Source organism: Psychrobacter sp. AOP22-C1-C5 (assembly GCF_052378885.1).
Lineage (GTDB): Bacteria > Pseudomonadota > Gammaproteobacteria > Pseudomonadales > Moraxellaceae > Psychrobacter.
In genome coordinates, this window is the sequence record NZ_JBQSYC010000008.1 from 14364 (window position 1) to 41173 (window position 26810).

A 26810-nucleotide genomic window follows, 5' to 3' on the forward strand; every position below is an offset into this window, starting at 1 on the left:
CATGGCTGACACGAGAACTATTTTAACCTCGCCTATTTTTGATAATAACCCCATTGCCCTACAGATCCTAGGTATCTGTTCGGCGCTGGCGGTCACAACAAGCATGGCCAATGCCATGGTTATGTGTGTGGCATTGACACTGGTGACAGCGTTTTCGAGCTTCTTTATCTCTATCATTCGTAAGCAGATTCCATCAAGTATTCGTATTATTGTACAGATGACCATTATTGCATCATTGGTAATTTTGGTCGATCAGATACTAAAAGCGGTGGCTTACGATGTAAGTAGAGGTCTATCGGTATTCATCGGTTTGATCATTACCAACTGTATCGTGATGGGCCGTGCTGAAGCGTTTGCGATGAGCAATCCGCCTGTACCAAGCTTTTTAGACGGTATCGGTAACGGTCTTGGCTACTCAGCGGTACTATTATTCGTAGCAACTATCCGTGAGCTATTAGGCTCAGGTACTTGGTTCGGTATTACTATCCTACAACCAGTGACTGACGGCGGTTGGTATCTACCAAACGGTCTATTGTTATTGCCACCATCAGCATTCTTTATCATTGGTTTATTTATTGCCATTGTCCGTATCTGGAAACCAGAGCAGGTTGAAGAAGCTGAGTTTGTAATGAAGCCGCAGTCTAAAGGCATGGCACATGGAGGCGGTCACTAATGGGACATTATGTTAGTTTATTTATAACCTCAGTCTTTATTGAGAATATGGCGCTTGCCTACTTCTTAGGTATGTGTACTTTCTTGGCAGTATCAAAGAAGGTATCAACTGCTATTGGTCTTGGGGTTGCAGTAATCGTCGTCATGGCCATTACCGTTCCACTTAACAACTTACTCTTCCAGTTCATCCTAAAAAATGGTGCGCTGGCATGGGCAGGTTTCCCTGATATCGATTTGAGCTTCTTAGGTTTGCTCAGTTATATTGGTTTGATCGCAGCGACTGTACAGATCCTTGAGATGTTCTTGGATAAATTCGTACCAAGCTTGTATAACGCACTTGGTGTGTTCTTGCCTTTGATCACGGTAAACTGTGCGATCCTAGGCGGAGTACTGTTCATGGTTGAGCGTGATTACAACTTTGGTGAATCTATGGTTTATGGCGTGGGTGCAGGTTTTGGTTGGGCACTTGCTATTACTGCATTGGCTGGTATCCGTGAAAAGCTCAAATACTCAGACATCCCAGCACCGCTGCGTGGTCTTGGTATTACCTTTATTACGGTTGGTCTTATGTCGCTTGGCTTTATGTCGTTCGGTGGTATGTCCATTTAAACCGCTTAACTTAAAAACCTATTTAGCTATTTGACCTATTTAATTCATTTATTCGGTAGCGGTTCGGGCACAGCATTACATTCATGCTCCCGCACCCCTACCCCATAGATTAAGGATACATATCATGGATTATGCTACGGCGATTGGTGGCGTGGCTATGTTTACCTTGATCATCATGGGCCTTGTTGCCATTATTTTGGCGGCACGCTCAAGACTGGTCAGTTCAGGTGACGTTACCATCCATATCAATGATAATCCCGATAATGACGTCGTGACACCAGCAGGCGGAAAACTACTGCAAACACTTGCAAGTGAAGGTATCTTTTTATCTTCAGCATGTGGTGGCGGTGGTACCTGTGCGCAGTGTCGCTGCCGCGTTATTGAAGGTGGCGGTTCTATCTTGCCCACCGAAGAAGGCTATTTTACTCAAGGCGAAATTCGTGAACATATGCGCTTGGCTTGTCAGGTAGCAGTTAAGCAAGACATGAAAATCGAGATTGACCCTGAGTTTTTTGATGTACAAAAATGGGAATGTGAAGTTATCTCTAATGATAACGTCGCAACTTTCATTAAAGAATTGGTACTAAAAATTCCAGAAGGCGAAGAAGTGAACTTCCGCGCTGGTGGTTATGTGCAATTAGAAGCGCCACCGCATGAAGTTCATTACAAAGATTTTGATGTTGCTGAAGAATATAGAGAAGATTGGGAAAAGTTTGGCATTTTCAAATATGTCTCAAAAGTTGATGAGCCAGTAATTCGTGCTTACTCAATGGCGAACTACCCAGAAGAAAAAGGCTTGATTAAGTTTAACATTCGTATCGCAAGTCCACCGCCCCGTGGTCCTGACAACATTCCACCAGGTAAAATGTCTTCTTGGACATTTAGCTTAAAACCTGGCGACAAAGTCACGGTATCAGGCCCTTATGGGGAATTCTTTGCCAAAGATACTGAAGCTGAGATGATCTTCGTTGGTGGTGGTGCTGGTATGGCGCCGATGCGCTCGCACATCTTTGATCAGCTAAAACGTCTGAATTCTAATCGTAAGATCAGTTTCTGGTACGGTGCGCGCTCTATTCGTGAGATGTTCTATGTTGAAGATTACGATCAATTGGCCGAAGAGTTTGATAACTTTGAATGGCATGTGGCGTTGTCTGATCCACTTCCTGAAGACAATTGGGATGGCTACACCGGCTTTATCCATAATGTCTTACTAGAAGAATATCTAAAAGACCATCCAAATCCTGAAGACTGTGAATTTTATATGTGCGGGCCACCGATGATGAACGCGGCGGTAATCGACATGCTACACAGCTTGGGTGTTGAAGATGAAAACATCTTGCTTGATGACTTTGGTGGCTAGATCGCGTTATTAAGTACCAAAGCACATCGAATGATCTATAAAAAAGAGTCTCAATTGAGGCTCTTTTTTTTATTTGGATAGCCAGTTCAAAATAAAATTGTTACATGAATAGCTGCGTACTACTGGTATAAATTCTTTTTGCTTGCTGTTCGCAAGCGTGACAGAGGCTACAAACAATTTATACCAATAGCATCTTATTGTTTTTAGAATAAATGGACTATAAAAAATTTCTTGACCGTTAGTACTACAAATTTAAATGGCAGCTCGCCTTGACTGTCCTATATTATTGATGGTTTAACCAATAAGAAAGGATTCTTATGAAAACGAAATATAAAGCGTTAACCATTTGGATAACGGGTGCCTCTAGCGGTATCGGTGAAGCGTTAGCCATTGCTTTCGCCAAACAAGGCGCTAGGATTATCTTGAGTGGCCGTGATAACGAAAAGCTAGAAGCCGTCAAAAAACGCTGTAAACATGCCAATAAGCATATCGTTGTGCCTTTTGATATTAATGATGTCAGTCAAGCGAAAGAAGCCTACAACTCTGCTAAAGTACAAGCAGGGCAAATTGATTGGCTCATTAACAATGCTGGTATCAGTCAACGCTCTCTCATCATGGAAACTGATGAAGCGGTCGAACGGCAAATTATGGAAACTGACTACTTTGCGCAAACACGTCTGACCAGACTGGTGTTGCCCGACATGATTGAAGCAGGCGGCGGTAAAATCGTGATGATATCAAGTGTGGCAGGTTTGTTGGGTACGCAATATCGCGGTGCTTACGGTGCAGCCAAAGCCGCCATTCATATGTGGGCAAACAGTTTACGGGCTGAGTTGCATGAGCAGGGAATAGAGGTCGCGACGATATTCCCAGGATTTATCCAAACCAACGTCTCTGTCAACGCCTTGACTGGCGATGGCAGTGCACAAGGCACGATGGATGAGGCGACCAATAAAGGCCTGACTGCTACTGCTTTTGCCAAGCAAGCTGTTAAAGCGCTTACAAAAGGTGAAGAATATATCATCATCGCTGGCACCAAAGAAAAGCTTGCCACAAGGGTGAATCAATTGTCACCGCCTAAGCTCTATAAACTCATTCGTGAGTCGCAAGTAAGATAAAGCAACCATATAAATAACGCGGCTTAATCTAAGGTTTGTTTAATAAGCGTCGTTTAATTTTGTCAGAATTGGCCTTATAGGCGGTACGAGGTGTAAAATAGGTACCGCTTATTCTCCAAAGCCACATTCACTTTTTGTTATAGCAACGAACTTATGAACACTATACTCTCGATTTCATCCCTGTCTTCTTTATCTACAACCAAAACGGTTCGCGCTGGCATGTACAGCGTCATCGGTCTTGCCAGCGCCTTGAGTCTCAGTGCTTGCCAGCAGACACCAGACTATAATTATCTGAGCGGTGAGACGATGGGTACCAGCTACCACATCAGTTATCAACTGCCAGAAGATGCCGATGAAGCTGCTATACAGGCTGCGATTGACGAGCGTTTGCGACAAATAAATGACAGCATGTCTACTTATCAAGCAGACGCTACGATTTCGAAATTCAATCGATTGGGCAAAGACACCCCAATCATTATCGATGCGGACTTTGCTCAGGTACTTGATGTTTCTCGCACAGTCTATAAGCAATCTGGCGGCGCATTTGATCCTACTGTTATGCCATTGGTAGAGACTTGGGGCTTTGGCAGTACCATGACCGTTGAGCGCCTGCAAAGTCCACCAACTGCCCTCGAGATTGCTCAAGCAAAAGCCTTGGTAGATTTCGAGGGCATCGTACAAAAAGATCAGACGATCTATAAGACCAAAGACGGTATCGGTCTGGATTTTTCAGCAGTCGCTAAAGGGTATGGCGTTGATGTCATCGCTGATGTTCTCGAAGACAAGTACCAGATCCGCAATTATATGGTAGAAATCGGTGGCGAAATTGCCACCTCTGGTGTCAACAATCAGCAGCAGCCGTGGCAAATTGCTATTGATGCGCCTATCAAAGAAAGTACGGTGAGCGAGCGTCAGACAATGTCAGCCATTCGCCAACCTATCAATACGGGCAATCAAATGCATTTGGCAACGTCGGGCAATTACCGTAATTCTGTCGTGTTCGATAGTAAAAGCTATAGCCATACCATCGACCCCACTACTGGTTCCCCGATTGTTGGCGGAGCGCCCTCGGTAACTGTTGCCGCCGAATCGGTCGCGCTGGCAGATGCTTGGGCAACGGCGCTTACTGCTATGCCTTATAAAAAAGCCTTACAAGTCGCTAAAGAACAAGACTTGGCCGTGATGTTTATCACATTGGCAGATGGCGTAAAAATGGACGGCTCTCATGACAGCATTGACGATTGGCAAGTGGTACAAACCCCAGCAATGCAAGTATTACGCGCTGATAAAAAATCTTAGATTTTCGCAACGATATCGTCAGATCAAAATCAAATCGATACGTTGATAGTTATGTGCTACTGGAAAACCCAAGATAAGCATCAGCGAATCGTGCAAAAATTTGCTATACTATTAAGCAGTTACCATGAAAGACAATCGCCCTATCTAAAAAAATGAGGTTTCCCATGCTTAGTCAACTGCTGCCCATGCTCGCCATTACCTTTACCGTATTTATCCTATTCTTTGTATTTATGGGTATCGGCTATATGGTCAAAAAAAAGCCGCTCAGAGGATCGTGTGGGGGCGTAGCTAAATTGATGGGGGATGAAAACTGCTCGTTCTGTGGCAATGATCCCAATAAATGTGATTCGCTCATCGCTGAACAGCAAGAAAACGCTCTTAGAGCGGCGCAGTTGGGTAAATCTGTATAAACGCTGATTTATTCCCAGACATGAGTGGCTTTTCCCTTACATTTGTTCCTATAATAGCGTCTGGTCCTTTGAAAAGGGCTGACGCTATTTTTATTTGTGTTATCAGTTATTTATAAGTAATCTTTTTAAATTATTGCTTATAAAAGCTTCTGCTTATAAAAGTCACGATGCATATAGGATGTTTCTCCAATTCTATAAAACAACAGGCTTGTCTGCCTTACATACTGGCAGTAACTTCTCGTTCTGATTTGCGATATCGATCACCGTCTAGGTGCGTTTTCTTTGGTGTTATTTACAAGCGACGATGCTTCGGCGCTACGTAATGACGTGTCCTTTTTCTGAATCTAATAACAGTTGTGCTGCTATGTCTATTTTACCCAACTCACCTAATGACTTGCCATCCAAGCTGCCCTCCTCACGTTTCACGTTTTGGCTCATATTGTGTGCCATGATTTTACTCGCCTCCAATATGCGCTCTCCCATCGTTGCACTTGGCTCTATTGCGCCCGTGGTAAAAGAAGCCCTTAATATTTCTGAGATTCAAATTGGCTGGTTGGGTGCGGTACCGATGCTAACCTTTGCGATTGGTGCGCTTATTGCCCCAGCCATTGGCAAGCGATTCGGGCTTGAAAATACGCTCATTGTGATGATTGCTTTATTAACAGCGGGCATGATTCTTCGTACTGTTATTCCTACTTGGTCCGGATTTTTGGTCGGGACATTGGTGCTAACGTTAGCGATTGGCTTTGCTAATACCTTGGCTGCACCCGTTATTAAACAGCGTACACCCAAACACATTCCATTGATAACGGGTCTGTTTAGTCTGACTATGACCGTTACAGCCGGCGTCGTCGCAGGGGTTGTATTACCATTGTCTGAGCAAGTAGGCTGGCAATGGGCGCTAGGTGGCTGGTCACTGTTAGGCATCTTCGCCATGGTAATTTGGATATTTTTGCGTTTACGTCTTGGCTCCTCCAGTCATCAAGCAGTCGACTTACCGACACTCGGATCTTCAGAGATCTCCATGTGGCGTACGCCTTTTGCGTGGCAAATTGCTGTTTTTATGGGTCTACAATCTTTGCTGTTTTATACGGTCGCCAGTTTTTTGCCGTCTATTTGGGTCAGTAAAGGGCTGTCCGCCGTACAAGCAGGACAAATAAATTCGGTATTTCAGTTTATGGCACCGATATCGATTTTAAGCTTAACGTGGCTTATCAACCGTGGTCGGCCGATTCAAGCATTGGCGGTCTTTGCGGCGGTTTTAAACGTAATAGGTATTTTGGGACTCAGTTATTTGTCTACCGATCTGGCATGGTTGTGGTCAGCCCTGATGGGTATAGGCTGCTCTGCTATTTTTACCTTAAGTATGATGTTGTTTTCTTTGCGGACTTATACGACCAATCAATCGAGCGAGCTGTCTGGGATGGCGCAAGCGGTCGGCTATCTGATTGCGTTCTTCGGTCCGTTAGGAACAGGCTGGCTCCATGAAGAAACAGGAAGCTGGGATTTACCGCTTTTCATCATGCTGGTTTTGATGATTGTGAACGTGGTAATTGCTTGGATGGTCAGTCGTCCAGTAATGGTCGATGGTAAAAAAAGCCTATCTCAAAAGCAGGCAAAGTAACCTTAGGATAATATTGGTGTCTGTCTTATTTTGCTACACTGGTTTGATTGCATATAGGACAGAATACCCATGAAAAATGTACCCTCTTATTTCGCTCGACGTTTACCAGCAGTGGCTATTTTGGCCGTGGTCATGGCCCTTAGCGGTTGTCAAAAAGAACCTGACACGGACATGGCGGACGACAGTCAAAATACGACCAATCAGACTGCCAGTACACAAATGACTGAAACTGCGCCTGACACCAAGCAAGCCTCTTCTTCTACTGAGCAGCAAGAGGCACACTTGACCATATTGGCACTTGGTGATTCCTTAACTGAAGGACTGGGCGTCGCCAATGATGCCAACTATCCAGCTCAGTTAGAAGCACGCCTACATGAACAGGGCTATAAAAACGCCAAAGTCATTAACTCTGGTTTGAGCGGAGAAACCAGCACTGGTTTGGTCAATCGCCTAGACTGGGTGCTCCAGACCAAACCCGATATCACGATTTTGACCATTGGCGCCAATGATGCCATTCGCGGTATCGATGTTGCGACCGTTGAAGCAAACATCCGTACCGCGGTTAAACGCTTGCAAGACAATGGCAGTGAAGTCATCTTGGGCGGTATGCAAATTTATGACAATATGGGCTCTGAGTATGTGAAGTCTTTTGCAGCGATTTATCCTCGCGTCGCCAAAGACATGAATGTGCCACTCATTCCTTTCTTCTTAGAAGGGGTAGGCGGTGACCCTGAACTGAACCAAGCCGATGCCATTCATCCGACCAAAGAGGGTTACACCATCATTGTTGATGACAATATTTTGCCCACCTTGACGCCTAGGCTAGAGAAATTTAAAGCCGCCAATACAAGTGCAAGTACGTCAACAACGCCTAACGAGCCTGCACCAGAAAACACGATCACTGAGACTCTGTAATGACATCATCAAATTCAGCTCCAACTGTGCCATCTTCTCATTCAAAAGTATTGCTTACCGCCTCACAGTTAAACAAAACTGTGCAAGTCGGTGAGCAATCACTGTCTATTATTAAAAATGTGGACATCCATGTGAATGCTGGCGAGTTTGTCGTCATCATGGGTAAGTCTGGCTCTGGTAAGTCGACTCTATTAGGACTATTAGCAGCGCTAGATTATCCTGATAGCGGTTCAGTTGAATTGGCAGACCAAATCTTAAGCCAACTTGATGAAGACGCGCTTGCCGTCATTCGTCAGCGCGACATGGGATTTGTGTTTCAATCGTTTCACTTGCTGCCGACATTGACGGTGGCGGAAAACATTGCCTTCCCGCTTGATATCGCAAGGCGTCCCAATAAAGCACGAGTGGATGAGCTGATTAAGGCCGTCGATTTGGGTCACAGACGTGATAGTTTGCCTAATCAATTGTCAGGCGGTGAGCAGCAGCGTACGGCTGTCGCCCGCGCATTGGTATCGCACCCAAAGATTGTCTTTGCTGATGAACCAACGGGCAACTTAGATGAGCAAAATGCCAATCAGGTTATGCAATTATTGCTCGATCTTAGGCAGCAAGTCGGCTCAGCATTGGTCGTCGTCACCCATGATCCCGCGCTGGCTGACATGGCAGACCGTGTCATCACCATGCATGATGGACGGATTGTATCTTAATGACCAATAATTCAATTGATAATATGTCCATAGACAACAGCTCCACGGACAATCGCTCTAACTCTATCATTAGCCAAGTGTTCGCTCGTAACTTGGGCGCACAAGCTTTAAGCCGCAGCTGGTGGCAACGCTGGATATATCCGGTGTTGTTTTTATTAACGCTGACGCTATCGCTTGCCACTTATCTGACGCTTGACTCTATTCAGCAGTCGGTTGATAGCTATGTCAATGACAATCAGCGGGCGCTCGTGGGTGGTGACTTGATATTAAACAGTCAGCAGGACTGGCCAAGTGAAGTGTTGGCGCAGGTAGACACAGTTGCTGATACGCAAACCGTATTCGACTATCAGTTTAGTGCGATGGTCGTGACTGATGAGCAAACCTTACTTGCCCGCGTCAAAGTAGTGTCCCCCAACTACCCGCTTTATGGAGAAGCTGAACTGGCCTCAGGCAAACCGCTTTGGCAACAGCTTACCTCTGATAATGTGGTCGTCGCGCCAGAGGTCCTTAACAGCTTAAATGCTAGCGTCGGTGATCGTATTACCATTGGTGACGCCCAATTCACCATCAGTGATGTACTGACTAAAGAGCCTGATCGTCCGTTGACCGCGTTTGGTTTTGGTGGTCGTGTCTTGATGCAACAGGACGCGCTAGCCGCCACCAATCTATTGGGTCAGCGTAGCCGCGTCAACTATCGTATTGAGTTGGCAGGTGAGCCTGAATTGATCGAACAGCAGCGCGATCAGCTCACACAAATACTGACCAACTATCCTGACATTGAACTGTCCGACGCTGAGTCAGCAGATACTTCTGTCTCGCGTATCTCTGACAATGTCTTGATGTTTTTAAAATTGCTCGTCATTGCCGTACTTTTATTATCGGCGGTTGCGATGTATGGCGTTATCACCGCGTTTGTGACCAAGCAGCAGTCCAACAATGCCATTCGCTTGGCGTTAGGTGAGCGGCTTGGCTCACTCAAACGCAGCTACTATCAATTACTGGTTGCCACTGCTGTCATCGCCTGTGTCGCAGCAATTGTCCTGAGTTTTGGTTTACTAAAAGTAGGTCAGCCGTATCTGATGGCGATCTTGCCGCCGGATGTGGGGTTAGCCATCAATCCTATCAGTGCGATTAAAACCAGCATTATCGCCTTAGTGCTGACCTTACTTATTACCCAGCGCGGTTTAAGCTCGCTTAATACTACCAAGCCTGCGACCTTGCTCAACCAAGGCGCAAGCACGCAAACCCAAAACCTACCTTGGTATCGACGTATGCCCGTATTGTGGTATGGCCTGATGTTACTAGGACTGTATGCGTTTTTTGCTTATGAAGTTGGCTCATGGATATTAGGCGGACAGATACTCCTCGGATTAATCAGCTTTGTAGCGATATTTTGGGCATTAGCGCGAGGTTGGTTATGGCTACTGGCCAAACTTGCTAAACGCTCTTCGATTGGCTGGATGCCCCGCATTGCGATTCACAACCTTGCGCGTAAAGGCAATCAGTCCGCGCTGTTTTTTGTGACCTTATCCCTATCGGTCGCCGTCTTAACCCTGATTACCACGCTTAACCACAGTATCAATGCGCAGTTTATTAACGCCTATCCTGAGGATGCGCCTAATCTGTTCCTTTTAGACATTCAAAGCGATCAACATGAGGCAATCAATAGTCTAATCGGCGCACCTGTGAGCTACTATCCAGTGATTCGCTCGCGCGTGGTTACTGCGAATGATGTGCCTGTACAAGACATCGAGCCTGCGGATGGTTTCGATGATCCCACGCGTGTCTTTAATCTAAGCTACGCTGATACGATCATGGATACCGAATTCATCGTTGACGCGGTAGAAGACAAACAACTGTATGCGCCTGTGGACACTCAGAACGAGCAAAATCCTGATCAGGGCGTCGTACCTATGTCTGTTTTAGACACGGCAGCTGACTTGCTCAATGTTGGTATGGGCGATCAGGTTCGTTTTAATATTCAAGGCATTGAAATCGTCGGGCAGATTACCAGTATTCGCTCGCGTTTTGAGCAAGGCCCGAGTCCTTTTTTCTACTTCTTGTTTGAGCCGTCGGTCTTGGCAGCAGCACCGCAAATTCAATTTGCCACCGCGCACGTACCGGACGAGCAGATTCCAGAGATACAAGGCAAACTCGTACGCCAGTTCCCAGCTGTTACGACCATTGATGGCACAGCAATCGCGCAACAAATCCAAGAGCTTGTGGTACAAATGAGCCGCTTGGTCTATGTGTTTACCCTACTTGCCCTACTGACAGGTGTGATGGTATTAATTAGCTCGTTACTCTCGACCTCACAAGATCGCATGAAAGAAAGCGCCTCGTTCCGATTACTTGGGATGCAAAAACGCGACTTGTATCTGCTTAATATTTTAGAGCTAAGTGTACTGGGTATCAGTGCGGCTGTGTTTGCGGTTATTATCGCAAACGTGGGCGCGTGGGCAGCAATTACCCAGTGGTTTAGTCTGCGCTTTAGTGTGCCGTGGCTGAGCTTGGGTATTGGTGGTGCAGCATTGATTGGCTTATTACTTGCCATTGCCGTGATTTATGTAAGATTGGTGATTGGGCGCGGGATTATGGCACGGGTTAGGGCGATGATTTAGAGATTGTAGCTAATCCTGCTTTTGCTGCTATCTCGGCTGACACAGGGGCATTCGCTAAGGTTAGAGTCGTTCCTGACTCAGCGATAACACCTCTAACCTAGCATCTGCAATCCTGTACTGCACTGAGTATATCCGCAACAATCAGGGCTACTCCGCTCTTCCAATCTGCGTCAGGTTTAAACTCCAGCTTTAATTTTAGAACCTATATTTAAATTTTAACGAAAACCTATCGGATAAAACTATATGGATCCTTATGAGTATCAGTTTGAAAACTTAAGTAGAAACTCATTACACTGGCATAATAAGGCCAGCGACTTATTTACATCTGCTAGGGTTTTGTGGAAGGCGATGGATAATGGTCATGCCATAGAATGTTGGTCGACTTATAAGATGCTTATGGGCTTATCTTTCGAGTTGCTATTTAAAGCAATTGCTATTCAACGAAAGCTTACATTTTCTGCTACACACCAGCTAGTTAACCTCGCTAATTCGGCACAACTTAAACTAACGAATGATGAAAAAGAAATATTAAAAATACTAACTGAATACATACTTTGGGATGGTAAATATCCTGTTCCTCATAAAAAAACTCATTTAGAAAACCATTGGAAGCATGAAAATAAAGTTGCGTATGACAAAGAAAAGCATGGAAGCCTAACCATTGAGAAAGGAAACAATAAGCTTGATCTTGATGAACTTGCGATAATATGGAGAAAGTATTCTGACATCTATATGCTTGAATACAGTAAATAAGAATTATAATTACATGGAAAAGTAGATATGAGTGAATTTGAACATTACGATACAATCAATAGAAGTATAGAAGATTTAATTCGATTTTTAAACTCTATAAGTATAGAAGCTGAAATCAAGTCTCACTTGGAAAATGATTACTTAATTGCTTGTGATTTTTATTCAGCCTATAAAGCTAATCCATCCAACCTCCAAGATCACAGTGAAGGGCGCTCTGCTTTCATGGGTTTATACGAATTATATAAATGGATTTGGGCGGTGAAAGATTCTAAAGAGTTTGAGAAAATTAGGCCTCATTTGAACCTTTTGATACAGGCCTCACCTCGTATAAATTCATTTGTACCAATGATAAATCCTGTTACTAACAAACAAGATGACAAAACTAATAAATTTATTGAAGCTATAGTAGGTTTTTTCGCTATTGCTTACGGGTCAGATGTCGACTTAGATGATCCAGTTAAATCTTCAAATGGTAGTAATCCAGATATTATTTTTACTTTCGAACATCAACGTATCTCAATTGCATGTAAAACGCCAAGGAGTAAAAAATCTAGTTCGATATTTGGGAATATTCGATCTGGAGCAAAACAGATATCTGAATCAGATTGCGATTTTGGCTACATACTTCTTAATGTAATGAACATCATTGAAGAAGAACATAGCGATATTGAAGATAATATATTTACAGATATAAAAGACCCTACTATAATTTTACGTAATAGCATTAAGCATATTTATGACAATATTTTAAATGAATGGGAAAGTGAGTTGAATGATTTATTCAAGACACACAAGAAAGTAAGTCCAATAGTTATTACTGTAATTCATTCTACTACTAAACTGATATTTCATCCCATGATAGTCTCTACTTCATTAAAACAAACATTAGCTACAGACTTTAGAAATACAGAAACGTATGAAGAAAACCTTATGATTATTCCAAAGTTATTTAACGAATTTATTCACAACCGTACAGCAAATAATTTAATAAACTTAAGTAATCTAATTTGGATTAAAATTTAATGAGTATGACAACGGAAATCAACGTTTAAGGTAAGTTATGCCTTTACTTTATTCTCTAGAAAGTTTGAAAGGTTCAAACCACGCTACACTAAGCTTGATTATTAGAAGGATTCTGTTTGATTAAGAATAGTTATCTTGGAGAGCGGTTTAGCCCTCATTGAAGCGATAGCTTCTAGATTATGGTACTTACAGTACCTTGCGAAGGAGTGGTCGCTCGAGCATTGGAAAGTTACTGTGTTCAGGTTCTGTGCGCCGCAGACTTCCAATTGCAAACATAAAGCAGGATTGACTACAGCATCTTAATATCCAAAAATCAAAACGCCTTCTATTCACCTAGAAGGCGTTTTTTGCTTCATAAAGTATATAGACATATAAGTCAATACCGGCCCCACTCTTTACTTATTTTATAGCCCTCATTTGCTATACTAGCCCAACTTTATCGGTTAAATACCCACTTATAAAACCCTCCCAAACAGCATGGTAGCCTTATGAAATTCTCAAAGTTCGGTCAAAAATTTACCCAGCCCACTGGCATCTCACAATTGATGGATGATCTGGGCGATGCGCTAAAAAGCGATCAGCCTGTCAACATGCTGGGTGGCGGTAACCCTGCCAAAATTGAAGCCGTCAATGAGCTGTTTTTAGAGACATATAAGGCGTTGGGCGTTGATAACGATACGGGCGAAGCCAACAGTAGCGCCATTATTAGCATGGCGAATTACTCCAATCCGCAAGGGGATGCAGGCTTTATCAATGCCTTGGTGGGTTTCTTTAATCGCCATTATGATTGGAACTTGACGGCAGAAAACATCGCGCTGACCAACGGCTCGCAAAACGCCTTTTTCTATTTGTTTAATCTGTTTGGCGGTGCTTTCCTTGATGAAAAGAACCAATCTATCGATAAATCGATTTTGTTGCCATTAACGCCTGAATATATTGGCTATAGTGATGTGCATGTGGAAGGACAACACTTTGCAGCGGTATTGCCGCATATCGACGAAGTGATGCATGAGGGCGAGGAAGGCTTCTTTAAGTATCGCGTGGATTTTGAAGCGTTAGAGAACTTGCCAGCGTTAAAGGAAGGTCGTATCGGCGCGATTTGCTGCTCACGTCCGACCAATCCAACGGGTAACGTGTTAACCGATGACGAAATGGCGCGTTTGGCTGAGATTGCCAAACGCTACGACGTACCGCTTATTATCGACAATGCCTACGGTATGCCCTTCCCTAATATTATTTACTCTGACGCGCATCTGACGTGGGATAACAATACGATTCTTTGCTTTAGTTTGTCCAAAATTGGCCTGCCCGGTATGCGTACGGGCATTATCGTTGCTGATGCGAAAGTGATTGAAGCAGTTAGCGCGATGAATGCGGTCGTAAATCTAGCACCGACACGCTTTGGTGCTGCGATTGCCACGCCACTCGTTGCCAATGATCGCATCAAGCAGCTATCTGATAATGACATCAAGCCCTTTTATCAGCAGCAAGCCAGCCTTGCCGTGCGCTTGTTGAAAGAAGCGTTGGGCGATTATCCATTGATGATACACAAGCCAGAAGGCGCGATATTCTTGTGGTTATGGTTTAAAGACTTGCCAATTGACACGCTTGAGCTGTACGAGCGTCTAAAAGAAAAAGGCACCTTGATTGTGCCGAGTGAGTACTTCTTCCCTGGCGTCGATGTGACAGACTACCAGCACGCGCATGAGTGCATTCGTATGAGCATCGCCGCTGATGAGCAGACGCTGACTGATGGTATTAAAGTGATTGGAGAAGTGGTACGCGCGCTTTATGATGAAGCCAAGTAAAAATCATTAGCTATAAACATAAAAAACGGACTCATTAACAGTCCGTTTTTTTTATACTTCGAAACTATGGTTTTTATTTTAACTAAGCGCTTTTAGTAATTCATTAGCACTAAGCTTACCAAACTCATTGGCAGCCAAAGGGCCGTCGCCTGAGATCAACTTTCTATCTTGATGCGTCTGTCCTGACGCCAATTTATTGTCAATAGTGACGCCCAGCTTTTCTAACTTGTCACCAAAGTACCACGGCATTGTACCGGGTAAATAGCCAAGTTTTGGCATTTGCTTGTCCATTGCAGTTGGGAACGCGACTATCTCACAACCTTTGAAAATAAAGTCGCGCTCAGAGTTACCGTCTTTGTTTTTCGTATCAGGATTTGCCGTATCAAGATCGTCCAAGTTAGCCGCTAACAAAGCCGCAGGCCCGTGGCAAATCGCTAAGACAAACAAGTCTTTGTCATAGCCCCAACGTAGTAATTCGCCGAGATTCTTATCTTCAGGCAATCCAAGCATCGCGCCATGACCACCGGGGATAAATATTGCCGCATAGTCATCGCTGTCAGCCATATCGTTTTTGACAAAGTCCGCGATACTGTTTGGACTCTTAAGCTTTGATTGGTATTCTGCGTATATTTGTTTGACGTCGTCATCGTCTTCTGGCATCGCCCATTGCTCGACTTGGACAGACTGCCCTGTTGGCGTAAAGACATCCACATCGAAGCCCGCTTTTTTAAAATGCAACAAAGGCACCATCATCTCAACAGGATGATTGCCCGTATCGAACTTTTTACCGTTTTCCATGGTCATGTATTGCTGCTCGGTACAGACCATTAGGATTTTTTTATTGCCTGTGTACGGCGTGTCGTACTCAGTATTATCGTAGTTGGTTTTACTCGGCGCTGCCAGTTTGAGTGATGACTTGGACGGAATATAGATACCTTTATCAGTTTCTTGTGGCTCTAAACCCAAGGTGTCTTTTACATTGTCTAGCATGTCTTGAATATTCATAGTGCTTCCTATTTATTATTATACCTATCCCAAAAAAGTCGATTAACTAGTGAATAAAAGCGGTAAGTATAAAGAAACGCTTCTATCACTAGCCTTTGATTTTAAGATAGCAAACTGAGTGAGCGTTAAATAGGCAGGAAGTTTTATATTTCGTAAGCTTTGTAAGTGCGGGTTACTAAGATGGGCATCTTTAATGCTATAAAACCACGGATTAATAATCCATGGTTCTTTGTCGTTTGATCATAGGTTTGGCTTTAGTGGTTGAATGAAAAATCTTCGTCCATTTGCTTAAGGCAAAGATCACATACGGCCACAAGCAAGTATTCACAATGTCATGAATGCTTTCTTTTAGCTCGGCGTTTCCTAGTCCTGAGACGCCCAACTCGTTAATGGTCTGGCGATTGTCCAAATATTCGCCAAGTAAAGCAACGCTCGTCACCAGAACCAACGCGATAAACGAGCGAAAACTGTAGTTTTTGATCATGGAGCGAAACAGCAGTAAGCTGAGCAGATACACACTGATGCCAACATAAATATGCAGGGCATCTCTGTCTAACCCTGTGGCCTCCATCACGCCTATCTTAAAGGTATAAAAATCCACGTTGTTTTCCATGTATAAGAGAATAGGACATTACTAAACAGAAAAAAGAGTTTGCGACAATGCAAACTCTCTTGCGCGAGGACAAAGCACTGCTTCGTTCCATCCTCACTCAGATTACGCATTAGCTAATCTACCCCATCACTGCATCAAAATTTCATTCACCTTTGTTTAGATATCCCATTCAACAAAGTTCTTTAACAACTGCAAGCCTGCCGTATGACTTTTTTCAGGATGAAACTGGGTAGCAAACAAGTTGTCTTGTATGATACTGGCACAAAATGGCTGACCATAATCACAAACGGCAGCTACTTGCGAGTGATCGGTAGGCTCGCAATAATAGCTATGCACGAAATAAAAATACGCGTTGTCTTCGATGCCCTGCCACAATGGATGCTCAAGATTCATGCCGCTGATGGTATTCCAGCCCATGTGCGGTACTTTGATGGTCGCGCCTTGCTGATCTGTCCACGTCGGATCGAACGCTTTTACCTGACCTTTTAAGATACCCAGACAATCTGTACCGCCATTCTCAGTTGATTGCTCAAACAACGCCTGCATACCGACGCAGATGGCCATCACTGGCTTGTCAAATATCGCCTGACGTACAACCTCATCAATACCTGCGTCCTTCATGCCAGCGATACAGTCGCGCATGGCACCGACGCCTGGGAAGACAATCTTGTCGGCTGCTGCCACCACTTTTGGGTCATTGGTAATTGACACATCTGCCCCGACGTTGGACAACGCCTTGCCAACCGAGTGTAGATTGCCCATGCCATAATCTAATAGTGCTACTTTCATAATGGTGTCTTTATTATCATAGTAAAATAAAATGGAAATACGCTTGATGCTCAATCAAAACGGACTCTGAACTGCTCACTTATACGACGACTACAGCCGCTCAAAGAGGGCATTGGTATTTAGCACCGTTGCAAACTCTTCGTTTAAACTCGCCAGTGCCGTCTGATGCATTAGCTCTGCATTGAATTTTTCGCCATTAACGCCGACTCTATCAAAAGTAGCGGTCGCATCTGATATCAGATACGTCTCATAGCCATAATTGCCTGCCATGCGAGTCGTTGTCGATACGCAATGGTTGGTCGTCAGTCCGACAATCACAAGTACCGAGATATCTTGTGCATCAAGTTGCTGCTTTAAATCAGTGCCAATAAAGGCGCTGTTTACCTGTTTTGTGATCACCGTCTCATGCGATTTGGGTATCACATTTTCGTTAAAAGCAAAACCTGCATGCGTTGAATGTAGTCTTGAATCAGGCGTTAGTGAGCTGTGACGTACATGAAAAATAGGAAGGTCATGCTCGCGCCATTTTTGTAAAATATCACCGCACAGCTTTTCTGCTGAGGGATTGTTGCGATTTCCGCCCCAATACGCTTCATCTTCAAAACCTCGCTGGACATCGATAATTAACAACGCTGGGTTCTTATCTTTTAAACGCATCACAGCCCTCACTCTCAGTTGAATTTATCAAGACACCTTAATCACATTTAAAACGCTTCTTTCGTTGACGGTAGGGTGTTTAGTGCGCGCTCATCGTATTCACACGCCATACGCAGGGCGCGAGCAAAGGCTTTAAATGCCGACTCGATTTGGTGATGGCTGTTTTTGCCTTTTAAATTGTCCAAATGCACCGTCATCCAAGAGTGATTGACAAAGCCATAAAAGAATTCGCTGAACAAATCGACATCGAAGCTGCCCACATGCGAGCGAGTAAAAGGAATGTCCATGTGCAGGCCAGGACGTCCTGAGAGATCGACGACCGCACGGGTCAGCGACTCATCAAGCGGCGCATAAAAATGCCCATAACGACGAATGCCTTTTTTGTCACCAAGCGCTTTATTAAAAGCTTGTCCAAGCGTGATTCCGGTGTCCTCAACGCTGTGATGATCGTCGATAAAGGTGTCGCCAGTACACTTGATGTCTAAGTCAAACAAACCATGACGCTTAATCTGGTCAATCATATGATCCAAAAACGGGACGCCTGTATCCACAACGCCTTGACCTGTGCCATCGAGATTGACGGTACAAGTAATTTGCGTCTCAGCCGTATTGCGCTCAACAGTCGCTGTGCGGGCAGCGCGACCATATAGGTTGGCACTTGATGAGGGGATTTGCTCAGAGGCATTGGCGGTCGTCGAATTGGCGGTCATGGCTACTCTCTATCAATAAAATTGGGGATTTGGCATAGGCGTTATTGTCTGTCCTCATCATAGCAAACCCTAACATTTACTGCCACGACCAAGCCGCAAACCGCGCACATATTTATGGTATTCTGCTAAAATAGTGACTTTAGTTTAATCAATCATAGCCAATACGTTGATGTCACGCTATATAGTCAATCTAAGATAAAAATGGTATAAATTTTTCTTACTGGCTGTTTGTAAGCGTGACAGAGGTTTCGCAAAATTCATCCCAGTAAAACTTTACTCTTTTTAAAACAGCTCGACCATATCACCTTCCATATCATATAGAACCCGTCTATTTATAGGATTTACCATGCCTTTAGAAGCCTTTGCCATCAACCGCTTAGATACCCCGCTTATCAAAAAGCCGACCCGTGAAAATGAGCTATCAGAGCGCCTAATGGCATTATATGATAACGATGATACGCAGCCTGATGGCGCAGAAGTATTGAGTCTCGTGGAAAAAGGATTTAAACGAGGCCAGTGTCTCTATGTCGGTATGTTTAATGACAAACCCATCGCGGCGGTGGCCTGTTTCGACGATGGACAAGCCGATGCCAAGCGCCTGCAATATCTCACCGTACATCCAGAAAACCGCAAACGCGCCATCGACGCTAAGTTTATTAAATTGGTCTATGATGCCGAGGTTAAAAAAGGCGTGCGTGAGTTTGTCCCTGCGGATGCTGATATTCATCGTATCATGAGCGAATATGAGCTACTGCGCGTAAAAGGATGATCACAGCTCAAAAGCCTGTGATTTCATCGGAATTTGCTTATTTTTGCTCTTTTATTATATATAATGCGAAAATAGCTTGACAGCAGGGCGTATATTTAGTTTAATAGCGACCTCAACGAAGACGGCTCGATAGCTCAGTAGGTAGAGCAACGGATTGAAAATCCGTGTGTCGGCAGTTCGATCCTGCCTCGAGCCACCATTCGTTACTAGATTCAAAAAACCCTCAAATAGCGATATTTGAGGGTTTTTTTATGCCTAGACGGTTTTGTGACAAGCTTTTTATAAGCGTCTTCGCAACAACACCTCACAGCGTTCGCGCGAATCCAAATCGTAAATCGTCGCACGGTAATCAATACCGTGACGCCCTTCAAAAAACACCACTCGATCGCCCACTGCTAAAAAGCAAGAATTGCGAGCATCATAAATAAACCCATCGATGACAAACGCCAAGTCCCGATCTATTTCTCTGACCGTGTAAGTCTCGCCTTGCGGCACCAATTTTTCAAACCATGCACTGTGAGCCACATTGGTCATCAAACCACTCATCAACATCACCGAAATCATGGCTGTACCTTTCAATTGCTTAATAGAAAAGGACGTTATAACGGTTGAGCAAGTATTGGTTATTTTATACATAACATGGGTCTCTAATCAGTGATGGTACGATCATATAGTCAATACTTAATAAATGGCTATACCATCTTATAATGCGTGACTAGTAAAATTTTTTCCTATTCACGCTGGCTCTTTTTTACATTGACCTGACTATATTTTCAGTAGTTTACAATAAGTCATTACGTTGCGTCAGTAAACTTCCCACCTTCACAGCTCAACAACATTTTTGGGCTATTTTTTAAACGTCTCGGCTCAGTATACTAAATCTCAATCCCCCTGACAGGTTATGTTATGAGAGAGTTTGATTACGATTTAGATTATAAGAATTTAGATTTGCGTGCGCAGCCCGAATTGTACCGAGTCGGTCGCGGTGAGCAAGGCGTATTATTGGTAGAGCCTTATAAGTCTGAGATATTACCACATTGGCGCTTTGCCACACCCGATATCGCCCGCGAGAGCAGCGAGAAGATTTATCAGATGTTTTTAGATTATTTGGCTGACGATGATTTTGTTGGCGCTGATATGGCGCGTAAATTTATTCAGATGGGCTATACTCGCGCGCGTCGCTATGCCAATCACAAAGGCGGCAAAAAGTACGATGGACCTGTGCCCGATGATAAAAAAGGTCAAAGCGGCGCGCATGGACGCGATGAGCTGCCACGACAAGAGGAAGATCCAATCAAGGCAGAATCCGCGCGTATTTTTAAAGCTAAGTGGGACGAATGCCGTGAGAACAAAGACTATCTGAAAATGAAAAAAGCGCACCGCGAGCGTTATAAAGACGTTGAGTAAGCACCAATACCAACCTTCCAAAACTTTTATCACACGGATAACCAATAATGACAATAGACAATAAAAAACTTTTGATTTTTGATTTTGATGGCACTTTGATCGACAGCGTACCCGATTTGGCGGACGCGGCCAACATTATGCTTAGTCAGCTGGGCAAACCCACCTATCCTATTGATACTATCAAAGAGTGGGTGGGCAATGGTGCCCGTATGTTAGTCGAGCGCGCTCTCTCTGGGAGCGTTGAAATCGATCCTAATTTATCAGAAAAAGACGTGATTGCCGCTGAACATTTATTCTTTAAGGCTTATTCAACGCATGACACCAGTAAGACTGCCGCCTATCCTGATGTGGACTTAGGTTTACAGCAATTAATAGACGCGGGATTTACCCTCGCCTTGGTGACCAATAAACCAATACGCTTTGTGCCTGATATTCTAATGAGCTTGAGCTGGACCTCTCACTTCGCGATGGTATTAGGCGGTGACAGCTTGTCCGTTAAAAAACCTGATCCTGCGCCCCTACTTCATGTCTGTGAGACATTAGCATTTGATCCTAAGCAAGCGTTTATGATTGGAGATTCGATCAACGATATCCAAGCGGGCAAGCGCGCCAATATCGACACCATTGGCTTGTCTTATGGCTACAATTACGGCAAAGACATCCGCGATAGTCAGCCCGATTATGCTTTTGATAACTTTAAAGAACTGCTCGACTGTCTTTTAAAATAAAGATTTTATTGCCTATCCGCACTAAAAGCTTGATGGTACCTAAAGCAATCTCTCAAGCGATTTAGCAGAAATAGCTGGTATTGATATTAAGCAAATTCATAAAGTACAAATACTCAAAATAAGAAGACAGCGTACCTTGATAGGTATGCTGCCTCTTAATACTATATTTTAACTAGCCTTAGTTTGAATAACCTCCAATATATATAGCTAAAATTTCTGCTTATATAAATAGAGATCAGATTCAGGTAATAATCTTACTCCAAACGATGCCATGTCTACAATATACCCTCTGTTCAAGCAGGAACCTTGGTAGGATTTAGGAGTGTTCTGAATACCACCTCCTACTAAAACCAGTTGACCCATCTCTACATGAGTATTACCCATGGTAAGTGACTGAGTCTCAGTAGCCCATTGTGTATATTTATAGTTCAAGATAGGCGTGACTACTTTGGTACTATCCTCACTGAAAAATATAAGGCAATGATCTTCTTCACTGATATAGAATCTTCCAACTACCCCGATTGCGTCGACTGGTAGTGTTCTACCTTTTCCGTCTAGCTCTTCGTAGTTTTTATACTTAATAGAACTGTTTAAAAAATGCTTATTATAAGAATAAGGCTCTTTACTTTGTTTATCATCTGAAATGGGTTTTGTTGACACGTTATTAGTTATTGGTGGTGTATTCACACATGCAGTCAGGCCTGAAATGACTAGAGCTACTACTAGAAAACATCTATTAACTATCACTACTGTATTCCCTTAAGATACTTTTTTGAGCTTGAACTTATAGCTAAATACTGAAAAATAAATGGGTTAAAAAGATAATGCCGCACAGTGACCATTAACATATCGATTTTATTTCAAACTGCTTATATCTAAGCGCTTTTATTTACCACGGTAGCTGAGTGCTTCGGACACGTGCGCGCTGGTAATATCGACACTGGCGGCAAGATCGGCAATCGTCCGCGCAACTCGCAACACTCGATGATAGCCACGAGCAGATAAATTTAAGCGTTGCTGAGCGAGCTGCAATAATTGCTGTTCACTCTCACCTAACTGAATGTATTGATCAATCTCGCTAGGACTAAGCGCATTATTGACTTTCTGTTGTCGCTTAAGTTGACGCTCATGAGCGGCCGCGACTCGAATTCGCACTTGCTCAGAGGTTTCTCCAGCCTGAGCGTTTTGCAAGTCAGCAATCGGTAAGGCTGGCACGGTAATATGCAAATCAATGCGATCAAGCAGCGGCCCTGACAATTTATCTTGATAGCGTTTGATCTGTTCAGGTCGGCAGCGGCAACGACCGGATGTGTCGCCATCGTAGCCACACGGACATGGATTCATAGCAGCAACCAGTTGAAAATTGGCAGGAAACGTCATTTGTGAGTTGGCGCGGCTGATGGTGATTTGCTTGGCTTCTAGCGGTTGACGCAAAACTTCTAGCACCGTACGATCGAACTCTGGCAACTCGTCAAGGAACAAAACACCTTTATTGGCAAGGGTAATCTCGCCAGGTTTGGGGCGTGAGCCACCGCCAACCAACGCTACTGCTGATATGGTGTGATGAACTTGTCTGAATGGTCTTGTGCCATACTCATAATCGCTATCGGCGACCGAATAGGTGCTGGCCACCTCTAACGCATCCTCAGAACTCAAATCTGGCAAAATCGTGGGTAACCGTGATGCCATCAAAGTCTTGCCCGAACCGGGCGGCCCAGTAAACAATAAGGAATGACCACCAGCCGCTGCAATCTCCAACGCACGCCTCGCATGATGCTGTCCTTTAACATCAGCCAAGTCCACTTTATAGCCCACATGCTGCGGCGTGGGACTGGACTGTACGACCTCTAAACGGGCATCGAGGTCACTAGGATCGCTTAAGGATTGCAAATGATCACAGACGGCTTTTAGACTTGGCGCTGCCAGTATCGTCACACCATCGACGCGGCTGGCTTCCGCGCTATTATGCATTGGTACAATCAGTTGCGGCGGCTCATTTTGCTCTTGGCTCGCCTTCTCTGATGACGTTGAGGCTTTGGACGCTAATACCTCCGCTTTCATCGCTCGTGCTACGGCCAGACTACCGGTCACCTGCCTAAGCTCACCATTGAGCGCCAATTCACCGATAAACTCAAACCCTGACAGTACTTCTGGTGCCAACTGTCCACTTGCTGCCAATATTCCGATGGCGATGGGTAGATCGAGACGAGCGCCATCTTTGGGCAAATCGGCGGGTGCTAGATTAATCGTCAGACGCCGATTGGGAAATTGAAAGCCAGAATTTAGAATGGCGGAGCGCACGCGATCTTTGCTTTCTCGTACGGTAGCTTCAGGCAACCCGACAATGGTCAATGCGGGCAGCCCTTGCGATAGATGCACCTCAATAATAACCTTGGGTGCATGCAAACCGACGACGGAACGGGTATAGACTTGGGCGAACGACATTATGGCTTCCTAAAATAGAGTAAAGGCGATGATAAAGTATTATCAACTAGTGCGCAAATGTCGTGTTTTCTTGTCTTATTTATTTAGTGGTATGGACATCAAAAATTGTTATATGATAAATGGGCAATAAAAGGATTTTATTGATCATATAAAGCATGATGGTTGCTGTTTTTTGACGCTTTATAACACCTTCACAAACCATGGATGGATAAGCTTATGAGCATTCAAGTGCTTAATCGGCGCGTACCCAAACTCGCGCTACTTTCAATCGCGGTATCAGTTGGACTGGCAGGTTGTTTTGGAAATGACGACAACAGCTCGATCACACCGCAGCAGACGTACTCAGCAGACATACAGCGTACTGAGTTTGGCATACCGCACATCACCGCTAGCGATTATAAAGGACTGGGGTACGGCGTGGGTTATGCGTTTGCCGAGGACAATATCTGCTCGCTGGCACGTGAAATCGTCGTCGCCCGCGGTCAAAGCATGTTGTATTTGGGCGACGAAGGCAATGTGGCAAACGATGTGTTTTATACGTGGTACAACTCGCCTGCGCGCCGCGCTGAGTTTTTAGCGGCTCAAGATAAAGAAGTCATCGATGCAGTCACTGGTTACGCCGCTGGCTACAGTCGTTATCTACGTGATAAAGGCGTTGCTAATATTGACCCTGATTGTGCGGGCGCAGAGTGGGTACGCGAGATCACAATCGATGATTTGCTGGCATTATATGGCAAAGCCAATCTACGTGGTGGCCTGTCTAACTTTGTCGGTCCCATCGCAGCAGCAGCACCGCCGGATCAAAATGCCGTGATGAGCAGCAGCAGAATGCGTACTGTTGGCCCAGAGCCAGACGTTAAGTTCGATATGTCTACCATCAACGTGATGAACGGCGGTAGTAACGCTTATGCGTTTGGTAGCGAAGTTACTGGAAACGACAGCGGTATCTTATACGGCAATCCACATGAGCCATGGGACGGTGTACAGCGTTTTTATGAGTTTCATTTGACCATGCCAGGTGAGCTTGATGTGATGGGCGTGGCTCAACAAGGTCAACCCTTCCCCAATATTGGTTTTAACAAAGATGTGGCTTGGAGCCATACCGTCTCTACTGCCAAGCGTTTTACCCTTTATCAGCTCAGTTTGGTAAATGGTAATCCCATGAAATACAATTACAAAAACAGTGCTGGCGTGGTTGAGCAGCGTGATATCGAAAAAGTGCCTGTTACCATTCAGTTGCCGAACAATCAGACGCTGGTTCGTCCTATCTATCTGTCACAGTATGGACCTATGCTGGCAGCCAACTTGCTCAACCCTCAATTACCGACATGGGGCGCCAATAATTTGGCCTTTACCATTCGTGATGCCGCGTCTGAAAACCCGCGTGCGCTCAATCAATGGCGTAGTATGAACCAAGCAAAAAGCGTAGAGGACTTGGTCGATAGAATGCAAGACACGCTTGGACTTGGGTTCGTAAATACCATCGCCACGGATCGCTATGGCAAAGCCTTGTACGCCGATATCTCAACCGTACCGCACGTCACAAAACAACAGCTAGAGGCTTGTAGTGCCAATGCAGGGCCGTTCCTTGGGGCATTGATTGCATCCGACTTGCCAGCTCTTAATGGTAGCACGGCCGCCTGTGAATGGGGCAATGATGCCGACTCACCGCAAGCAGGTATCTTTGGACGCTCAAACTTGCCTTTCTTAATTCGTGATGACTACGTTGCCAACTCAAATGACAGCTATTGGCTCAGCAATCCCAAGCAGCCATTGACTGGATTCTCACCGCTGTTACGTCGTCATCTGGTTCCGTTCTTAGGACCCAATCCTGTCAACGGTGTGCCATTGTTAATGCGTACCCGTATGGGACTGACGCAGATAGCAGATCGATTGAGCAATAGAGATCAGCTGGGCGGCAACACCTTTAACTTAGATAACATGCAAGACGTCGTTTATGGTAACCGCAGCTACGTTGCAGAACTGGTACTTGATGATGTATTGGCAGATTGTATTGCCAACCCCGTGATGCCCTTGACCAATGGCGGTACAATTAACGCCACGCAAGCGTGTTCAGTGTTGAGTAACTGGGATCGCCGTAATAACCTTGATAGTAAAGGCGCTCATGTGTTTAGAGAGTTTTGGCGCAAGGTCAAATTCGATGACACCACAGACACTGCGTTTAACGTAAAATTCGATGTCAATGACCCTGTGAACACGCCTCGCGATTTGATTATTAACGATAGTACACGTACAGCATTGGGCGATGCAATTGCCTTTTTTAATAGCAAAAACATAGCGCTTGATGCTTCTTTGGCCGACCTACAATACGTCATCGATGCGGGTAACAACGACACAAAAATTGCGATGCATGGCGGACTTGGACGTGAAGGCATATTCAACGTTGCCCAAGGACCAGGTTTAAATGATGATGGTACTTACAAACCCATTAATACAGGGCCGACGTATATGCAGGCGGTCACCTTCGATAGTAAAGGGCCTGTCGTAGAGGCACTATTGGCTTACTCACAATCAGCAGACAGCACGCGACCTTATCACCGCGATCAAACGCGTCGCTACTCAGCGAAAGACTGGATTCGTCTGCCTTTTAGTAAGACTGAAATCAACGAGCAAGCCGTTGGTAATGCAATTCAATTAAGAGAATAGGGACGGCAGAAACTTAGATACAGAACCAAAGACCTCAGCTTAAAGCTGGGGTTCTTTTTGAGTTATACACAATAATATTTTTTTAAGAAGGAAGAACTCGC

The 26810-nt window shown here is 44.5% G+C and carries 25 protein-coding genes and 1 tRNA gene; 18 read left to right on the forward strand and 8 right to left on the reverse strand.

The window, feature by feature from the left end; translation table 11 throughout:
* Position 1: 1 nt before the first annotated feature.
* From ACT3TH_RS10665 to ACT3TH_RS10725, 13 genes are all read left to right on the forward strand, one after another.
* Positions 2-673 carry an NADH:ubiquinone reductase (Na(+)-transporting) subunit D gene (locus ACT3TH_RS10665; protein ID WP_444755813.1) on the forward strand — a complete coding sequence of 224 codons (672 nt, stop codon included), beginning with the start codon at positions 2-4 and terminating at the stop codon, positions 671-673.
* Entirely contained in the window at positions 673-1281 is a 609-nt protein-coding gene (nqrE, locus tag ACT3TH_RS10670) for an NADH:ubiquinone reductase (Na(+)-transporting) subunit E (protein ID WP_444755814.1), read from the forward strand. Before ACT3TH_RS10665 ends, nqrE begins: the two co-directional genes overlap by 1 nt.
* 124 nt (positions 1282-1405) lie before the next feature.
* Positions 1406-2641, forward strand: a complete 1236-nt coding sequence (nqrF, locus tag ACT3TH_RS10675) for an NADH:ubiquinone reductase (Na(+)-transporting) subunit F (RefSeq protein ID WP_444755815.1) — start codon at positions 1406-1408, stop codon at positions 2639-2641.
* 317 nt (positions 2642-2958) lie between these two features.
* On the forward strand, positions 2959-3759 hold the full coding sequence (locus tag ACT3TH_RS10680; RefSeq protein ID WP_444755816.1) for an SDR family NAD(P)-dependent oxidoreductase: 801 nt from the start codon (positions 2959-2961) through the stop codon (positions 3757-3759).
* 219 nt (positions 3760-3978) lie between these two features.
* Positions 3979-5058, forward strand: a complete 1080-nt coding sequence (locus ACT3TH_RS10685) for an FAD:protein FMN transferase (protein ID WP_444755900.1) — start codon at positions 3979-3981, stop codon at positions 5056-5058.
* Between the two features lie 164 nt (positions 5059-5222).
* Positions 5223-5468 carry a (Na+)-NQR maturation NqrM gene (gene nqrM, locus ACT3TH_RS10690; RefSeq protein ID WP_444755817.1) on the forward strand — a complete coding sequence of 82 codons (246 nt, stop codon included), beginning with the start codon at positions 5223-5225 and terminating at the stop codon, positions 5466-5468.
* A gap of 322 nt (positions 5469-5790) precedes the next feature.
* Complete coding sequence (locus tag ACT3TH_RS10695) at positions 5791-7092, forward strand: MFS transporter (protein ID WP_444755818.1); 1302 nt, start codon at positions 5791-5793, stop codon at positions 7090-7092.
* A 69-nt stretch (positions 7093-7161) separates the two neighbouring features.
* The gene (locus ACT3TH_RS10700) at positions 7162-8007 is read left to right on the forward strand and encodes an arylesterase (RefSeq protein WP_444755819.1); all 846 of its coding nucleotides are present in this window, start codon (positions 7162-7164) and stop codon (positions 8005-8007) included.
* Positions 8007-8714 (forward strand): ABC transporter ATP-binding protein, encoded by a 708-nt coding sequence (locus ACT3TH_RS10705; RefSeq protein ID WP_444755820.1) that lies wholly within the window; start codon positions 8007-8009, stop codon positions 8712-8714. The genes ACT3TH_RS10700 and ACT3TH_RS10705 overlap by 1 nt, the downstream gene beginning before the upstream one ends.
* On the forward strand, positions 8714-11335 hold the full coding sequence (locus tag ACT3TH_RS10710) for an ABC transporter permease (protein WP_444755821.1): 2622 nt from the start codon (positions 8714-8716) through the stop codon (positions 11333-11335). The genes ACT3TH_RS10705 and ACT3TH_RS10710 overlap by 1 nt, the downstream gene beginning before the upstream one ends.
* A gap of 243 nt (positions 11336-11578) precedes the next feature.
* Positions 11579-12088 (forward strand): hypothetical protein, encoded by a 510-nt coding sequence (locus ACT3TH_RS10715; protein ID WP_444755822.1) that lies wholly within the window; start codon positions 11579-11581, stop codon positions 12086-12088.
* A gap of 27 nt (positions 12089-12115) precedes the next feature.
* Positions 12116-13111 carry a hypothetical protein gene (locus tag ACT3TH_RS10720; RefSeq protein WP_444755823.1) on the forward strand — a complete coding sequence of 332 codons (996 nt, stop codon included), beginning with the start codon at positions 12116-12118 and terminating at the stop codon, positions 13109-13111.
* Positions 13112-13599: 488 nt separating this feature from the next.
* On the forward strand, positions 13600-14919 hold the full coding sequence (locus ACT3TH_RS10725) for a valine--pyruvate transaminase (protein ID WP_444755824.1): 1320 nt from the start codon (positions 13600-13602) through the stop codon (positions 14917-14919).
* A gap of 78 nt (positions 14920-14997) precedes the next feature.
* On the opposite strand, the gene ACT3TH_RS10730 is transcribed toward ACT3TH_RS10725, so the two are convergent.
* From ACT3TH_RS10730 to hisB, 5 genes are all read right to left on the reverse strand, one after another.
* Positions 14998-15924, reverse strand: coding sequence for a DJ-1/PfpI family protein (locus ACT3TH_RS10730; RefSeq protein WP_444755825.1), 927 nt, complete (start codon positions 15922-15924; stop codon positions 14998-15000).
* A 211-nt stretch (positions 15925-16135) separates the two neighbouring features.
* Positions 16136-16525, reverse strand: coding sequence for a hypothetical protein (locus tag ACT3TH_RS10735; RefSeq protein WP_444755826.1), 390 nt, complete (start codon positions 16523-16525; stop codon positions 16136-16138).
* A gap of 168 nt (positions 16526-16693) precedes the next feature.
* The gene (gene hisH, locus ACT3TH_RS10740; RefSeq protein WP_444755901.1) at positions 16694-17329 is read right to left on the reverse strand and encodes an imidazole glycerol phosphate synthase subunit HisH; all 636 of its coding nucleotides are present in this window, start codon (positions 17327-17329) and stop codon (positions 16694-16696) included.
* An 87-nt stretch (positions 17330-17416) separates the two neighbouring features.
* Positions 17417-17983, reverse strand: coding sequence for a cysteine hydrolase family protein (locus ACT3TH_RS10745; RefSeq protein ID WP_444755902.1), 567 nt, complete (start codon positions 17981-17983; stop codon positions 17417-17419).
* A 47-nt stretch (positions 17984-18030) separates the two neighbouring features.
* Positions 18031-18693 carry an imidazoleglycerol-phosphate dehydratase HisB gene (gene hisB / locus ACT3TH_RS10750; protein WP_444755827.1) on the reverse strand — a complete coding sequence of 221 codons (663 nt, stop codon included), beginning with the start codon at positions 18691-18693 and terminating at the stop codon, positions 18031-18033.
* 346 nt (positions 18694-19039) lie between these two features.
* Here hisB and ACT3TH_RS10755 point away from each other — a divergent pair, with 346 nt between their 5' ends.
* Complete coding sequence (locus ACT3TH_RS10755; RefSeq protein WP_444755828.1) at positions 19040-19462, forward strand: hypothetical protein; 423 nt, start codon at positions 19040-19042, stop codon at positions 19460-19462.
* Positions 19463-19585: 123 nt separating this feature from the next.
* Positions 19586-19661 (forward strand) — tRNA-Phe (locus ACT3TH_RS10760).
* A gap of 80 nt (positions 19662-19741) precedes the next feature.
* Here the strand turns inward: ACT3TH_RS10760 and ACT3TH_RS10765 are convergent.
* Positions 19742-20026: a hypothetical protein gene (locus ACT3TH_RS10765; protein ID WP_444755829.1), complete on the reverse strand. Its 285-nt coding sequence runs from the start codon at positions 20024-20026 to the stop codon at positions 19742-19744.
* A 342-nt stretch (positions 20027-20368) separates the two neighbouring features.
* On the opposite strand from ACT3TH_RS10765, the gene ACT3TH_RS10770 reads away from it, so the two are divergent.
* Both ACT3TH_RS10770 and ACT3TH_RS10775 read left to right on the forward strand, forming a co-directional pair.
* A complete protein-coding gene (locus tag ACT3TH_RS10770; RefSeq protein ID WP_444755830.1) occupies positions 20369-20869 on the forward strand; it encodes a DUF4385 domain-containing protein in 501 nt (166 codons plus the stop codon).
* Between the two features lie 47 nt (positions 20870-20916).
* Entirely contained in the window at positions 20917-21597 is a 681-nt protein-coding gene (locus ACT3TH_RS10775) for a phosphoglycolate phosphatase (RefSeq protein WP_444755831.1), read from the forward strand.
* A gap of 207 nt (positions 21598-21804) precedes the next feature.
* Here the strand turns inward: ACT3TH_RS10775 and ACT3TH_RS10780 are convergent, their stop codons facing one another.
* Positions 21805-22284, reverse strand: coding sequence for a hypothetical protein (locus ACT3TH_RS10780; RefSeq protein ID WP_444755832.1), 480 nt, complete (start codon positions 22282-22284; stop codon positions 21805-21807).
* Between the two features lie 198 nt (positions 22285-22482).
* Positions 22483-24042, reverse strand: a complete 1560-nt coding sequence (locus ACT3TH_RS10785; RefSeq protein WP_444755833.1) for a YifB family Mg chelatase-like AAA ATPase — start codon at positions 24040-24042, stop codon at positions 22483-22485.
* A gap of 216 nt (positions 24043-24258) precedes the next feature.
* On the opposite strand from ACT3TH_RS10785, the gene ACT3TH_RS10790 reads away from it, so the two are divergent.
* Complete coding sequence (locus tag ACT3TH_RS10790; RefSeq protein WP_444755834.1) at positions 24259-26709, forward strand: penicillin acylase family protein; 2451 nt, start codon at positions 24259-24261, stop codon at positions 26707-26709.
* The last annotated feature ends 101 nt before the right edge of the window (positions 26710-26810 follow it).